This is a genomic window from Pseudomonas sp. NPDC087817, assembly GCF_044742875.1.
Classification (GTDB): domain Bacteria; phylum Pseudomonadota; class Gammaproteobacteria; order Pseudomonadales; family Pseudomonadaceae; genus Aquipseudomonas.
Genome location: NZ_JBIUVJ010000004.1, coordinates 147474 through 162542, shown reverse-complemented (window position 1 = coordinate 162542; position 15069 = coordinate 147474). Strand labels below are relative to the sequence as shown.

13 protein-coding genes are annotated in these 15069 nt (G+C 59.3%); 4 read left to right on the top strand and 9 right to left on the bottom strand.

What is annotated here, in order from left to right; all coding sequences use genetic code 11:
- The coding region (pepN, locus tag ACIONG_RS05845) for an aminopeptidase N (protein WP_401297373.1) at positions 1 to 1783 on the top strand (1783 nt) is incomplete at its 5' end.
- A 121-nt stretch (positions 1784 to 1904) separates the two neighbouring features.
- Here pepN and katG read toward each other — a convergent pair.
- Positions 1905 to 4175, bottom strand: a complete 2271-nt coding sequence (gene katG, locus ACIONG_RS05840) for a catalase/peroxidase HPI (protein WP_401297371.1) — start codon at positions 4173 to 4175, stop codon at positions 1905 to 1907.
- Between the two features lie 337 nt (positions 4176 to 4512).
- On the opposite strand from katG, the gene ACIONG_RS05835 reads away from it, so the two are divergent.
- Positions 4513 to 6549 (top strand): TonB-dependent receptor, encoded by a 2037-nt coding sequence (locus ACIONG_RS05835; RefSeq protein WP_401297369.1) that lies wholly within the window; start codon positions 4513 to 4515, stop codon positions 6547 to 6549.
- 71 nt (positions 6550 to 6620) lie between these two features.
- Here the strand turns inward: ACIONG_RS05835 and ACIONG_RS05830 are convergent, their stop codons facing one another.
- On the bottom strand, positions 6621 to 8852 hold the full coding sequence (locus ACIONG_RS05830) for an LTA synthase family protein (RefSeq protein WP_401297367.1): 2232 nt from the start codon (positions 8850 to 8852) through the stop codon (positions 6621 to 6623).
- 380 nt (positions 8853 to 9232) lie between these two features.
- On the opposite strand from ACIONG_RS05830, the gene ACIONG_RS05825 reads away from it, so the two are divergent.
- Positions 9233 to 9832: a hypothetical protein gene (locus tag ACIONG_RS05825; RefSeq protein ID WP_401297365.1), complete on the top strand. Its 600-nt coding sequence runs from the start codon at positions 9233 to 9235 to the stop codon at positions 9830 to 9832.
- Positions 9833 to 9888: 56 nt separating this feature from the next.
- A complete protein-coding gene (locus ACIONG_RS05820) occupies positions 9889 to 10410 on the top strand; it encodes a DUF2846 domain-containing protein (protein WP_401297363.1) in 522 nt (173 codons plus the stop codon).
- Between the two features lie 59 nt (positions 10411 to 10469).
- On the opposite strand, the gene ACIONG_RS05815 is transcribed toward ACIONG_RS05820, so the two are convergent.
- From ACIONG_RS05815 to ACIONG_RS05785, 7 genes are all read right to left on the bottom strand, one after another.
- A complete protein-coding gene (locus ACIONG_RS05815) occupies positions 10470 to 10667 on the bottom strand; it encodes a helix-turn-helix transcriptional regulator (RefSeq protein ID WP_103303527.1) in 198 nt (65 codons plus the stop codon).
- Positions 10664 to 11038: a hypothetical protein gene (locus ACIONG_RS05810; RefSeq protein ID WP_401297361.1), complete on the bottom strand. Its 375-nt coding sequence runs from the start codon at positions 11036 to 11038 to the stop codon at positions 10664 to 10666. The genes ACIONG_RS05815 and ACIONG_RS05810 overlap by 4 nt, the downstream gene beginning before the upstream one ends.
- 88 nt (positions 11039 to 11126) lie before the next feature.
- Positions 11127 to 11582: a MarR family winged helix-turn-helix transcriptional regulator gene (locus tag ACIONG_RS05805; protein ID WP_103303529.1), complete on the bottom strand. Its 456-nt coding sequence runs from the start codon at positions 11580 to 11582 to the stop codon at positions 11127 to 11129.
- 184 nt (positions 11583 to 11766) lie between these two features.
- Positions 11767 to 12219, bottom strand: a complete 453-nt coding sequence (locus ACIONG_RS05800) for an Ohr family peroxiredoxin (RefSeq protein WP_315446576.1) — start codon at positions 12217 to 12219, stop codon at positions 11767 to 11769.
- A gap of 208 nt (positions 12220 to 12427) precedes the next feature.
- Positions 12428 to 12907 (bottom strand): copper chaperone PCu(A)C, encoded by a 480-nt coding sequence (locus ACIONG_RS05795; protein ID WP_401297358.1) that lies wholly within the window; start codon positions 12905 to 12907, stop codon positions 12428 to 12430.
- The gene (locus ACIONG_RS05790; protein ID WP_090284058.1) at positions 12907 to 13512 is read right to left on the bottom strand and encodes an SCO family protein; all 606 of its coding nucleotides are present in this window, start codon (positions 13510 to 13512) and stop codon (positions 12907 to 12909) included. Before ACIONG_RS05790 ends, ACIONG_RS05795 begins: the two co-directional genes overlap by 1 nt.
- Positions 13513 to 13669: 157 nt before the next feature.
- Positions 13670 to 15064: an efflux transporter outer membrane subunit gene (locus tag ACIONG_RS05785; RefSeq protein WP_401297356.1), complete on the bottom strand. Its 1395-nt coding sequence runs from the start codon at positions 15062 to 15064 to the stop codon at positions 13670 to 13672.
- Between the last annotated feature and the right edge of the window lie 5 nt (positions 15065 to 15069).

Genomic DNA, 15069 nt, shown 5'->3' with positions numbered 1-15069 from the left:
CGCACACCAGCGGGTCGAGGCGATCGTCGCCCACGAATATTTCCACAACTGGTCGGGCAACCGCGTGACCTGCCGCGACTGGTTCCAGCTGTCGCTCAAGGAAGGCTTCACCGTGTTCCGCGATTCCGGCTTCTCCGCCGACATGAACTCGGCCACGGTCAAGCGCATTCAGGACGTCGCCTACCTGCGTACCCACCAGTTCGCCGAAGATGCGGGCCCGATGGCCCACGCCGTGCGCCCGGACAGCTTCATCGAGATTTCCAACTTCTACACCCTGACCGTCTACGAAAAGGGCTCGGAAGTGGTCGGCATGATCCACACCTTGCTCGGCGCCGAAGGCTTCCGTAAGGGCAGCGACCTGTACTTCGAACGCCATGACGGTCAAGCCGTGACCTGCGACGACTTCATCAAGGCCATGGAAGATGCCAACGGTGTCGACCTGACCCAGTTCAAGCGCTGGTACAGCCAGGCCGGCACACCGCGTCTGGCAGTGAGCGAGTCTTACGACGCTGCGGCGAAAACCTACAGCCTGACCTTCCGCCAGAGCTGCCCGGAGACCCCGGACAAGGTTGAAAAACTGCCGTTCGTGATCCCGGTCGAACTGGGCCTGCTCGACAGCAAAGGCAACGAAATTGCCCTGCGTCTGGTTGGCGAGACCTCGGCTCAAGGCACCACGCGCGTCATCTCGGTGACTGAAGCCGAGCAGACCTTCACCTTCGTCGACATCGCCGAACAGCCGCTGCCATCGTTGCTGCGCGGTTTCTCGGCGCCGGTGAAACTGAGCTTCCCGTACAACCGTGATCAGTTGATGTTCCTGATGCAGCACGACAGCGACGGCTTCAACCGCTGGGATGCCGGTCAGCAACTGTCGGTGCAGGTGCTGCAAGAGCTGATCGCCCAGCAGCAGAAGGGCGAGAGCCTGGTGCTCGATCCACGGCTGATTTCGGCGCTGAAAACAGTGCTGTCCGACGAGTCGCTGGATCAGGCGATGGTTGCCGAGATGCTTTCGCTGCCGGGCGAGGCGTACCTCACCGAAATCAGCGAAGTGGCGGACGTCGACGCCATCCATATCGCTCGCGAGTTCGCCCGCAAGCAACTGGCGGACAATCTGTTCGAAGCGTTGTGGCTGCGTTATCAGGCCAACCGCGACCTGTCGAAGCAGACGCCGTACGTGGCCGAGGCCGAGCACTTCGCCCGTCGTGCATTGCAGAACATTGCGCTGTCGTACCTGATGCTCAGCGGCAAGCCGCAAGTGCTGGCAGCGGCGCTGGAGCAATTCGAAACGGCCGACAACATGACCGAGCGCCTGACGGCGCTGGCGGTGTTGGTCAACTCGCCGTTCGAAGAGCAGAAAGCATTGGCGCTGGCGAGTTTCGCCGAACACTTCAAGGACAACCCGCTGGTCATGGATCAATGGTTCAGCGTGCAGGCCGGCAGCACTTTGCCCGGCGGTCTGGAGCGCGTGAAAGCGTTGATGCAGCACCCGGCGTTCAACATCAAGAACCCGAACAAGGTGCGTGCACTGGTCGGTGCGTTTGCCGGGCAAAACCTGATCAACTTCCACGCGGCGGATGGTTCCGGTTATCGCTTCCTCGCGGATCTGGTGATCGAGCTGAACGGCTTCAACCCGCAGATCGCTTCGCGCCAATTGGCGCCGCTGACTCGCTGGCGCAAATATGATGGTGCGCGGCAGGCGTTGATGAAGGGTGAGCTGGAGCGGATTCTGGCTTCGGGGCAGCTGTCGAGTGATGTGTATGAGGTTGTCAGCAAGAGCCTGGCCTAAGGTGTTTTAACACCAAGCCCTGTGGGAGCTGGCTTGCCAGCGATAGCGGTCTATCAGTCAACAGTGATGTTGAATCTGCTGCCGTCATCGCGGGCAAGCCCGCTCCCACAGTTATTTTGCGTTACTTCAAATCAAATCGATCCAGGTTGGTCACTTTCGTCCAGGCCGCCACGAAGTCCTTGACGAACTGCTCCTTGGCATCCGAACTGGCATACACCTCGGCCAGCGCCCGCAATTGCGCGTTGGAACCGAACACCAGATCAACCCGCGTCGCCGTCCACTTCACGCTACCGGTTTTACGGTCGCGGCCTTCAAACTCATCGGCATCCCTTGAAGTCGGCTTCCACTCCACGCCCATATCCAGCAGGTTGGTGAAGAAGTCGTTGGTCAACGCTTCGGTTTGCGAGGTGAACACACCATGACGGGTTCCCCCGACATTGGTATTCAACACGCGCAAACCACCCAACAGCACGGTCATTTCCGGCGCGGAGAGGGTCAGCAGTTGCGCCTTGTCGATCAACAGCGCCTCCGCTGAAACCCGGTATTTGCCCTTGCTGTAATTGCGGAAACCATCGGCAATCGGTTCCAGAAAACCAAACGAATCAACATCGGTTTGCTCCTGCGAGGCATCCGCACGCCCCGGCGTAAACGGCACCGTCACCGAGTGACCGGCGTTTTGCGCCGCTTTCTCGATCCCGGCATTGCCCGCCAGCACAATCAGATCCGCCAGCGAGACTTTCTTGCCGGCGGCGCCGCCATTGAACTCGCCCTGAATGCCTTCAAGAGTTTGCAGCACTTTGGCCAGTTGCTCGGGCTGGTTGGCTTGCCAGAATTTCTGCGGTGCCAGACGTAACCGGCCACCGTTGGCGCCGCCACGTTTGTCCGACCCACGGAAAGTTGAAACGGCGGCCCAAGTGGTTGAAACCAATTGCGACACCGAAAGCCCCGACGCAAGGATTTTGCTTTTCAGCGCGGCAGCGTCGCTCTCGTCGATCAGTGCATGAGTGACCTCTGGAATCGGGTCCTGCCACAGCAGTTCTTCGTTAGGCAGTTCCGGGCCGAGGTAGCGGGACAGCGGGCCCATGTCGCGGTGGATCAGTTTGTACCAGGCGCGGGCGAAGGCGTCGGCCAGTTGATCGGGATTGGCCAGAAAGCGCCGGGAGATCTGCTCGTAGGCCGGGTCAAAACGCAGCGCCAGGTCAGACGTGAGCATGGTCGGGTCAATGCGTTTGTTCGGATCGTGAGCGTGAGGAATGGTCCCGGTACCGGCGCCGTTCTTCGGTTTCCACTGATGCGCCCCCGCCGGGCTTTTGGTCAGTTCCCACTCGAAGCCGAACAGGTTTTCCAGATAGTTGTTGCTCCATTGGGTTGGTGTGGTGGTCCAGGTCACTTCGAGGCCGCTGGTGATGGTGTCTGCGCCCTTGCCGGTGCCGAAGGCGTTTCTCCAGCCCAGGCCTTGCTCTTCAAGCCCGGCGGCTTCCGGCTCTGCGCCGACGTTATCGGCAGGGCCCGCGCCGTGAGTCTTGCCGAAGGCGTGACCACCAGCGATCAGTGCCACGGTTTCCTCATCGTTCATGGCCATGCGGCCAAAGGTTTCGCGGATATCGTGGGCCGAGGCTACCGGGTCCGGGTTGCCTTCGGGACCTTCCGGGTTTACGTAAATCAGGCCCATCTGCACAGCGGCGAGCGGGTTTTCCAGATTGCGCTCGCCCTGATCGGTGCGGCTTTCTTCTTTGCCATGCAAATCCGGTTCAGCCACCAGCGTACCGTCGCCGGGCTCCTGCATGGCGGACTTGTCTTTGCCGTAACGGCTGTCGCCACCCAGCCATTCGTGTTCCGAACCCCAGTACACGTCTTCGTCCGGTTCCCAGACGTCGGGACGACCGCCAGAGAAACCGAAAGTCTTGAAGCCCATCGATTCCAGCGCGACGTTACCGGTGAGCACAATCAGGTCAGCCCAGGAAATATTGCGGCCATATTTCTGTTTGATCGGCCACAGCAGACGGCGGGCCTTGTCGAGGCTGACGTTGTCCGGCCAACTGTTGAGCGGGGCGAAACGTTGCTGTCCGGACCCCGCGCCACCACGGCCATCGGCCGTGCGATAGGTGCCGGCACTGTGCCAGGCCATGCGGATGAAGAGCGGGCCGTAGTGCCCGAAGTCGGCCGGCCACCAGTCCTGGGAGTCGGTCATCAGCGCGCGCAGGTCTTGTTTCAGCGCCTGAAAATCCAGGCTCTTGAAAGCTTTGGCGTAGTCGAAGTCCTTGCCCAACGGATCGGACTTGGGCGAGTGCTGACTCAGGATTTTCAGGTTGAGTTGATTCGGCCACCAGTCACGGTTCGTCGTACCACCACCGGCGGCGTGGTTGAACGGGCATTTCGATTCGTTAGCCATGTTCGGGTCCTTATCAGGTCTGCTACGGCCGGCTCGTGCCGACTTCGGACTAGTAAGGCTAGACCCGACTGGATGAGTCAGCTAATAGCCCGACTATTGGGGGCTGATAGGCGCAGTCTTTCAGGATTTTTTCGCGACTGGCGCCTCTGCCTTAGGCGTTTGCTCAGAAGTTGAAATCCGCGTCCTTGAGCGTTTGGTGACACGCAAAAAGTCAAAATCGTAATGACAGGACGAAATGTTATTGTATAACATGAAATTCGTTTCATTCTGTTTCTGCCAGTGTCGTGTGCAAGACGCTGGCAGCGATGCTCACTTTTCTGCTCACGGAAGTTCTGAAATGCCTGCCCGATCCCAGCCCCTGCAACGACGACTGACTCCCTTGGCCGCCGCGCTGCTGCTCGCTTCACCGGTATTCGCTGCTGACGCCCTCGAATTGCAACCGCAAGTGATTACCGGCAATCCCTTGGGCAGCCAGATGCTGGCCTCACCGGCGACAGTGCTCAGTGGCGATGACCTCACGCTGGCACAGAAGGGCAGCCTCGGTGAAACCCTGAACAAACAGCCCGGCGTGTCATCGTCGTATTTCGGCCCGGGGGCCAGTCGCCCGATCATTCGTGGTCAGGACGGTGACCGGATTCGCATCCTGCGCAACGGTGTCGGCGCGCTGGATGCTTCGTCGTTGTCTTACGATCACGCTGTGCCGCTGGACCCGGTCAACGTTGAACGCATTGAAATCATCCGTGGCCCGGCCGCGCTGCTTTACGGTGGCAGCGCCATCGGCGGGGTGGTCAATACCTTCGATAATCGCATTCCCACCGAAGCCATCGACGGTATCCATGGCGCTGGCGAGCTGCGTTATGGCGGCGCTGATACCACCCGCAGCAGCGCCGGCAAACTCGAGGCGGGTAACGGTGAGTTCGCCCTGCACCTGGACGCCAGTGCTCGGGAGTTCAATGATCTGAAAATTCCCGGTTACGCGAAAACCGGCGCTGAGCGCGCCAACGATGATGGTGATTCACGCAAGCATCGTCTGGCCAATAGTGACGGTCGTCAGGACGGCGGTGCAGTCGGCGGTTCGTACACCTGGGATGACGGCTATGCTGGCCTTTCGTACAGCAATTACGACTCCAATTACGGCTCGCCCGCCGAAGACGACGTGCGCATCCGCATGGAGCAGGAGCATTACGCCTTTGCCTCGCAGATACGCAATCTCGACGGGCCGTTCAGTTCAATCAAATTCGACGCCGGATACACCGATTATCAACATCGGGAAATTGAGGGCGGTGAGGTCGGCACGACATTCAAGAACAAGGGTTACGAGGCGCGGGTCGAGGCCCGGCATCAGCCGCTGGGGCCAGTCGAAGGGGTGATCGGCGCACAGGTCAGCCGCAACGAGTTTTCGGCGCTGGGTGAAGAAGCGTTTGTGCCGCAGACCGATACGAATGCCGGTGCACTGTTCATTCTTGAGGAGCTGCAAGCCACCGAGCGACTGTTGTTCACTCTCGGTGGACGGCTTGAGCACACTACGGTTGACCCGGATGCCAAGGGCAACGAGCGTTTCGCCAATGCCGACCGCTCGAGCAGTTTCACCGCCGGCAGCCTGTCGTCCGGTGCGGTGTACACGCTGACGCCGGTTTGGTCGGTTGCCGCCACCGTCGGTTATACCGAGCGTGCGCCGACGTTTTACGAGTTGTACGCCAACGGTGCGCATGTCGCGACCGGCACTTATGAAGTCGGCGACGCCGGGCTGTCGAAAGAGAAAGCCGTCTCCAGCGACCTCGCTCTGCGTTTCGACAACGGCACGCACAAGGGCAGTGTCGGTGTGTTCTACAGCCACTTTTCCAACTACATCGGCTTGCTCGGTACGGGCCGAACGCTGAATGATGAAGGCGAGGAGGATAGCGGCGGTATTCCTGAATACGCTTACTCGGGTGTGCGTGCGCGCTTCAGTGGCATCGAAGCCCAGGATCGCTGGAGTCTTGGCGAGACTGCCTACGGCAAGTTTGCCCTGGAGTTGTCCGGTGATTACACCCGCGCGAAGAACCTGGATAACGGCGAGGACTTGCCGCGCATCGCGCCGCTACGCTTGAACAGTGGTTTGCTATGGGAGCTGGATCGTTGGCAGGCGCGGATCGACCTTGAACACGCCAGTTCGCAGCATCGTGTGCCGGCCAATGAAAGCAGCACGGATGGCTACACCACGCTGGGTGCCAATGTCGGTTATCACTTTGACGTCGGTCAGAGCAAATGGCTGGCTTTCGTCGATGCCGATAACCTGACCAACCAAACCGTGCGCTACGCCAGTTCGATCCTTCGCGACGTTGCGCCGGCACAAGGACGGAGCATTCAGGTGGGATTGCGCACCACGTTCTAAATCACTCCCCCCCATGCAGGAATTTGGTCGTTCCCGCGCCGAGCGTGGGAACAATCAAGAGGGGCGGGTAATCAGGTGGACTGTGCGGCTTCGTCTTCCGGCACGTCGTCGAGCGTGTCTTCCTGGCCTGGCAATTCCGTGATCACGCTGAAATCCGTGACCTCGACGGCTCCGAGGCCATAACCCAGCAGATGGAACGAAAAGGCTTTGCGCGGTTGCGGGTTTTCGAAGCTGAAATCCATCTCCAGCGGCTGATCGGCGGTGGCGACCATTTCCGCCGGCAATCCCAGTTGCACGTCCTGTTCGAATTCCTTGGCCTTGAGTTGAATGAACGCCGCCTGCTGCGGATCCACCGAGCGCACGGTCAGGCGTACGCGGGTGTGCGAGCCCTTGGGCATTTCCAGGTATTGCGCGCCGATCAGGTTGTCGGCCCAATCGTCGATGATCTGCGCTTGCAGCGGGATGATGTTGTTGCTGCCGAACTGATAGCGATGATTGAGCGGGGTGCGCAGCAGCGACAGGTCGAGTGCCGTGGCGCGGGCTGCGATCTGGCGAGCGCGCTGACCGCTGTAGGTGCCTTTGAACGTGGCGCTCTCGGCGATGAAACCGGTACTTTCGTAATAGCGGCAGCGGCGCGGCATGTCACATTCGGAAAAAATCCCCTTGCCGTCGTGATAGCGCAGTTTGCCGTTGGTGAACGACATGATCTCGCGCCCGGAATCGTAGTCGCGAAACAGTGAGCGACCGCTCAGCGCGGTAGGCACCGGCAGGTCGAAGTAGTCGAGGATCGACGTGCTCAGATCGACATGGCCATACACCCCGGCATTGAGTCGCGGCAGTTGCTCATGTTCAGGTGCCAATGTCAGGTTGAAACCCCAGGAAGAGGCCAGACGCACGCCGTCGATGCCGTGGGATTCATCCGAGGTGATCACCACGAGGGTGTCTTTCAATACACCCTGGCGCTCAAGTCCGCTGAGGAATTGATCCAGTGCATCGTCCAGATAACCGACAGCCGCCTGCTTCGGCGTGTCATAGCGCTGCAGATAATCTTCCGGCGCGGAGTAGGGCTGATGGGTGCCCACCGTCAACAATGTCAGCATCCACGGTTGCTTTTGCTTTTTCAGTTGACCGACATAATCCAGGGCACCTTCAAAGAAGGCCTTGTCGTCCTTGCCCCACGGGAATTCCAGATAGTTGCTGTTGGTGAACCACTCCAGGCCATGAGTCGCATCGAAACCGATGTGCGGCATGATCTTGTCTTTGGCCATGAAGCGCAGGCCGGCGCCCTGCAGGTAGTGGGTGCTGAAGCCGTGTTCGCGCAGTTGCGCCGGCAGACAGGCCTGATTGCGCTCCTTCTGGGTGAGCATTTCCACGCCTTTGGGCGTGCCGTTGTTCAGTTTGTCGTAATCACCGCAGAGCATGGCGTACAGACCGCGAATGGTCTGGTGTGTATGCAGGACGTAGTCCGGGGTATTCATGCCGCGCTCGGCCCAACGGCTGAGTCTGGGCATCAGGTCTTCCTGATAATGGCTGCCGATGGCCTCGCGATTGGCGCGGATGTAGGCGCCGGGAATGCCTTCCAGGGCGATGACCAAAACATTGCGCGCCTGCCCTGGCGCAGTCAGCAGCTTGTGGCCATCAAGATCGACGTCGGTGAGTCCGGCCATGGGTGGCGCGACTTCTTCGACATCACCGTCCAGCCATTCCTCGGCCTGGATCTGCACATCGGCGACCTGAGTGGCCAGCAGTTGATGGGGCAGGTTGTACGCTCGCCACGGATCTTCCTCGCTCGGCCACAGATTCTGTACGCCCCAGTGCGCGGCGAACAGCGCCAGCGGCGCCGCCCACAAGGCGCGAGGCAGGGCCGGGCGGGCGATGCCGCGTCCGGCAAACTGGGTTAGCAACCAGACCAGCAGCGCCAGCAACAACGTGACGCCCACACCTGGATGCGCCAGCCCACCGCCGGTGGAGTTTTCGACAAATTGCGGATCGAACAGGTAATGCAGATCGGCCGGGCTCGGCAGTCGGCCGACGGCGCTGACCAGTTCCGCCGTCGCCACTGCCAACAGGCCCCAGAACAACAGCACCGGCAATGCCAGCCACCACGCACGGCGATGCAGCAGAATGACCAGCGAGCTGCCGATGGCCAGATCCGACAGATAACCCAACGGTGTCGACCAACCGAGTGCTGCACGCAGGCACACCGGCACGATCAACAGCAGAAAAATCAGGGAATAGAGGCGGGCACGCGGATGTCGCAAGCCGTTCAAGAAAGCACTCACAAAAAAAGACCTTCCAGTCATTAAACCGTCAAAAAAGTGTGCGCGATGATACCAAGGGAGAGCTGTCTGATCGCCTTTTTAAACACACGGGTGATCTGTTGTCAGACGGCCCTGGAACCGGGGAAAAGGTGCTGGAGCCTTGACAGGCGTTCGTGTCAGACGATCAGGCCATAGGCGGCAGGCGAATCGGTGCAGGCGCTTTATTGTTTCAGACTGTTTATCTGGCCGTTGAAGCCGGGTAATCCCGCCAACAAAGGTTGGAACGGGCGTACGGCCGAGGCAATGGCACGCGCGCCGCTCAAGAATGCCGCTCACCGGGCGATACCAGTGATCTACACGTGCGCCGCAAACCATCGATACGGCGCACGGCATGAATCAGTTGTCAGACTCGGAAATCAAAAATGCTACGGAAAGTTTTCACCTCATTCGCTCATTGGGGCGCTATCACCCTGTGCCTCACGGTATTGAATGGATGCACGACTGCGCGCTATGACGGTTCCCGGCCACCGGATCCGGCCAAGGCGCTGATTGTGGGTTCGATTACCGAAGGTTATCTGACGCAACCGCATGGGTTGACGGTCGAAATCAGACAATTGAACGAGCCGAACGCGTCGATCACGTTGCAGACGCTGTATAGCGAAGACGATCAGCCTTCCGCCAATCTGCTCGGGCACTTGTTCATGTACGAAGTGCCACCAGGGCGTTATCAGTTCACCGACTGGCGCTACCAGTATTACCTGGGTAATGCGCTCGCACGCCCGGCTCCGGTGGTATTTGAGGTGAAGGCCGGTCAGACACTGTACATCGGCGACCTTTACGCCAATGCCCTGACGTTCTGCCTGTCCAACGTCGATAACGCTGAGAAAACGGTTGAAGGCCTCAAACGCAAGTATGCAGTTCTGCAAAACCGCACGATTTACAACCTGACCGCTGAAAGCGCTTTCAAACCCTGGCCAACTTCTGACGCCAAAGACTCGGGCAAAGGACTTTGCATGTTCTGATGCATGCGTTCGCTCTTGCTGTCCTGCCACCGCTTTTCGCTCAAGGAAAAACATTGATGAGCCGCACCATACTGCTCTGGGCCAGCCTGTTGGCCAGCCTGATCCTGCTCGGCGGATGTAACACCGGACCCGACTTGAAGGGCCAGCCATTCTTCAGTGCCGTGGAACAAGCGCAGCCGGATCAGGCAACGCTGTATTTCTATCGCACGGCCGCGTCGGTTGGGTACTTTGTGACGCCCACGATCAAGGTCAATGGAAAAGACGTCGGGGTTTTACCGTCGGGCGGGTATTTCAAAACGAGCCTGCCGGCCGGGCGCTACAGCATTGAGTCGACGTCGCCCCCTTTTGTCAGCAGCAGCGTCAACAAGCGTTTCGAGCTGAACGTCGAGAACGGCAAAACCTACTTCATTGCCGATCAGACCAGCTCGCAAGCCTTCAGTGATGAACAGACGCTGGGTGAGTTGAACGACGCCTACTACTCGGGGGCGCATTTCTTTTTCCGTTATGCGCTAGTGCCGGAGGAGGAAGCGTTGCGTTCGATCAAATGGTGTCAGCAGGTGCCGGTGGCCGTCAGGTAACCTTTTCAGCCGTTGTACCGAGTGGCGATGATGGGTCGAATCTCGCCACGCGGTTCACGTCAGTTCAGCCCATCATCAAAGATGCTTTCAATCGGCATCTCAAACGCCCGGGCGATCTGAAACGCCAGCGGCAGGCTCGGATCGTAGCGTTCGTTTTCAATCGCATTGATTGTCTGGCGTGACACGTTAAGCCGTTCAGCCAGATCGACCTGTGACCATTTGCGTTCGGCGCGCAGTTCCTTCAGGCGATTTTTCATTGGTAACGGCGTCGGGCGATTTGCAGGCCGAGGATCCACATCAAGCCCATCACTGGCCAGACGCATGTCCACGGAATATGCGGGGCACCGACGTTTTCCAGGAAACCGTAGCTGAAGGTCAGCAGGGCCGAGGCGGCGAAGGCGAAACCCAGCGCTTCGAACTGGATGCGCAGGTGCATTTCGTCCATGCGCCGCATGTTGCGCACGATCGCCCAGCACATCAATCCGGCCGGAATCATCGGCGTCACCGCGACGGCTGAGCGCAGAATAATGTTGGCCTCCAGCAGATACTGCGAGGCGATCAGCGATGCAGTCAGCACCAGCATGTAAAGGATCAGGGCTGCGCCCAATTCGAGGTAATAGCGGTTCATGCTGCACTTCCTGTGTAAAAGACCCTTTACATAGTCGCTGATGATTTTTCTGATGTAAAGCCTGCTTTCCATAAATTCTGCAGACTGTTTAATCGTCGGCATTCATCGACTTGATCAGGTTGTTGCGCAATTTGACGATCGATTGCTGCATCTGGGTGAACTCGTCCACGGTCAGTCCGGTCGCTTCAAACAGACTGCTGCCTGAGGAGACGTTGCGCAGATCCTTGCCGCTCTGGGTCAGGCTGATGCGCACCTGACGCTCGTCTGCCGGATCGCGCTGACGTTGCAGGTAGCCCATGGCTTCGAGTTTTTTCAGGATCGGCGTGAGCGTGTTGGATTCCAGGAACAGCTTCTCGCCAAGGCTGCCGACGGTCTGGTCGTCTTGCTCCCAGAGTGCGACAACGGTGATGTACTGGGTATAGGTGAGACCGAGTTTTTCGAGGATCGGTTTGTAGGCTTTGCCAAACGCCAGGTTGGTCGAGTAAACGGCAAAGCACAGGAAGTCGCTGAGTTTGAGATCGGTGGGGGCCTGGGTGTTTTTCATGTTCATCCTCGTGGTCTGTTGAACCGTTGAAACGTATGCGGCGAACTATACGTCGGATGCGATTGTATCGGGAGTGTTGGGTGTCACCATCGACTCAATCGGTGCGCCCTGTACAACAGAGCGAACCGATTGCTTATTTATCCTATGCGCCTATATCGCATGCGATATATCTATTTGGGCAAAATCACGCGGTGATGACATTCAACGCCACATCAATGTTGCCGCGCGTGGCTTTCGAGTAGGGGCAGATCTGGTCGGCGGTGTGCGCGAGGTTTTTCGCGATGTCTTCGGCAATGCCCGGTACGCGCAGGGTCAGGCGAGCCTGAAGGAAGTAGGCCGGGCCGGTCTGGCCAAGGTCGACCTCGATGTCCACCGACATGTCGGCAGGCAACACCACATTGAGGTCGTTGGCAACCAGGCCGACCGCAGCGGTGTAGCAGGCGGACCAGGCACCGGCAAACAGTTGCTCGGCGGTGGGATGAGGCAGGGCGTTGGCAAACACATGAGCCGGTTTTGCGCTGCCCGGCGAGGACAATTGAATGTCGAGGTTGCCGTTGTGACCACGGGAGGTGAGGCCGGCGCTGGCAGCTGTGGTGTGGGTTTTTCCGGTGGCGAGTACTTTTTCGATCTTGCTCATGGGATTAATCCTCAAAGACATAATAGTTGGTTTATTATCGTATGCGGTTAAGTCGCATGCGATTGAATAATAATCCTCCTGACGCGGATTTCTGTCAACCCGCCCTGGCGGCCTTATGCGACGGGCGGTAAATGATGTCTCGCGCAAAAAAAAACGGGGCGGCCTGATCAGTGATCAGGCCGCCCCGTGGGTACTGCAGTCAGTCAGATCAATGCATTTTGCTGTGATCGTGACCTTCCATGTTGGTCAGTGAGCGCACGGCGGCCTTCACTTCAACGGTTTCTTTCTCGCCCTTGGCGTTTTCCACGGTCAGGGTCAGCGGCACGCTTTCGCCTTCTTTCAGTTGACCGTTCAGGCCCATCAGCATCACGTGGTAACCGTTCGGGTCAAGCTTGACGGCTTTGCCGGCCGGCAGTTCGACGAACTTCACCGGGCCCATGCTCATGACGTCGTTCTTCATGGTCATTTCGTGGATCTGCACGTCTTTGGCCACCGGGGTCGCGACGCTGAGCAGCTTGCTGTCGCTGTCGGCGGTGAGGGTCATGAACGCGCCGCTGGCGGACTGGGTTGGTACGGTGGCACGAACCCAGGCATCGTCGACCTTGGTTTGCGCGGACGCCTGGAACGCCAGGCCCAGCAGCGAGAGACCCAATACCGCGTGTTTGATCGAGTTCAGAACAGGTTGCATCAGCAAACCTCCATAACAGTAAGCAAATCTTCCGTGCATTGTTCTGCCGAAAGCGAGGTGGACAGACCCAGGCGCAAGCCGCCGTTGGAGTCGTAAACGTAACTGGTGGCGGTGTGCGAGATGGTGTACGTGTCGCCGGCGGGGACTTTCTCGTAGAACACGTCGAATTCCTTGGCCGTGGCCTGGGTTTCCTCAAGCGTGCCGTACAGCGCAACGAAGGTCGGATCGAAGGCTTTCATGTAGGCGTCGAGGATTTCAGGCGTGTCGCGTTCGGGATCGAGGGTGATGAAAATCACCTGCAAGCGATCGCCATCGGCGCCCATCAGCTTTTTGATTTTCGCCGCGCGGGCCAGAGTGGTCGGGCAGACGGCCGGGCACTGGGTGAAGCCGAAGAACACCATCGGCATCATGCCGCGAAAGCTCGACAGCGTCATGGTTTCGCCATCGGTGTTCTTCAGTTTGAAGGTGCGCCCCATGATCTTGTTACTCAGATCCTTGCCGTACTTGTACGAAAGTTGGCCGCGAGTGTCGCAACCGGCGAGCAGGCCGAGCCCGAGTACGCCCATTCCCGCAAGCACCTTGCGGCGAGTCAACAAAGCCGTCATCTAATACCGCCTTTTGCAGCCCGTCAGTCGACAGGACTGGCGGGGGGGTTAACCGTAAAAGCGGCGCATGATACCAAACTGAACCGGCGAGTCGGTTTTTGATCGGCTGACAGGGTGTCGCAGGGCGACAAAAGGTGTAAGAAAAAGTGACGGGTGCTTACTGAACTTTCGCCTCCGTTGCCCGCCAACCGCCGCCCAGCGCGGTGTACAGATTCACTTCGGCGACCAGTTGCGCGAGGCGGTCGGTGATCAGCCCTTGCTGCGAACTGAACAGTGAACGCTGGGCATCGAGAAACACCAGACTGCTGTCGACGCCATTCTGATAACGGTGTTGCGCGAGGTTGTAATAGTCCTGAGTGGCTTGCACCAGATCGCGCTGCGCCTGTAATTGCTGCTGATACGTGCTGCGTGCCGCCAGCCCATCGGCGACTTCTTGAAACGCCGTTTGAATCGATTTCTCGTATTCGGCCACGGCCACGTCTTTCTGCAATTTCGAATAATCAAGGCTGGCGCGCAGGCTGCCGGCATTGAAAATCGGCAGGCTGATCTGCGGCTGAAACGTCCATGCCCCGGAGCCGGCGCCGAACAAACCCGAGAGGTCGCGGCTGGACGTACCGGCGTTGGCCGTCAGACTGACGCTGGGGAAAAACGCCGCTCGCGCCGCGCCGATGTTGGCGTTGGCCGCTTTCAGTTTGTATTCGGCCTGGAGAATGTCCGGGCGCCGTTGCAGCAGATCCGACGGCACACCGGCCGGCAGTTGCAGCACCAGATCGCTGGCCAGCGGACGTGCAGGCAAGGACTCCGGCACTGGCGCGCCGACCAGCAGCGTCAGGCTGTTCAAATCCTGGGCGACCTGACGCTGATAACGCGCCAGATTCGCCCGAGAGGTATCAACGCTGGTTTTCGCTTGAGCCTGCTCCAGCGCCGACGACTTGCCGGCCTCACGGTTGCGCGTGGTCAGGTGCAGGCTCCGTTCATCGGCGGCGAGGGTCTCGCGAGTCAGGGCCAGCAGTTCCTGATCGGCGCGCCAGGTCAGGTAGGCATTGGCGACGTTGGCCACCAGGCTCAACTGCGCACTGCGCCGCGCCTCTTCGGTGGCCAGCCAGGTTTGCAAGGCCTGCTCGCTGAGGCTGCGCACGCGGCCAAAAAAATCCAGCTCATAGGCGCTGATACCGAGGTTGACCGAGTAGGTCGAGTTGATCATGGCTTTGCTGCGGGTCACGCTCGGCGGCATGCGTTGCCGCGATTCGCTGGCGTTGGCCGACACCGCCGGCAGCAGGTCGGCGCGCTGAATGCGGTACTGCGCCTGGAAGGCTTCGACGTTCAACGCCGCTACACGCAGGTCGCGGTTATTGATCAGGGCGCTTTCGATCAACTGTTGCAGGGCCGGGTCGTTGAACAACGTGCGCCAGTCTTCGTCAGTGGTTGCCGCCTGCGGACCTTGCGGATATTGCGCGGCACTTGGTGAGGCGGGGCGTTGATAGTCGGGAATCAGTGAGCAACCAGCCATCAGCATGGCCATGGACAGCAAGGAAATTCGCAGGGTGGACATCGAAC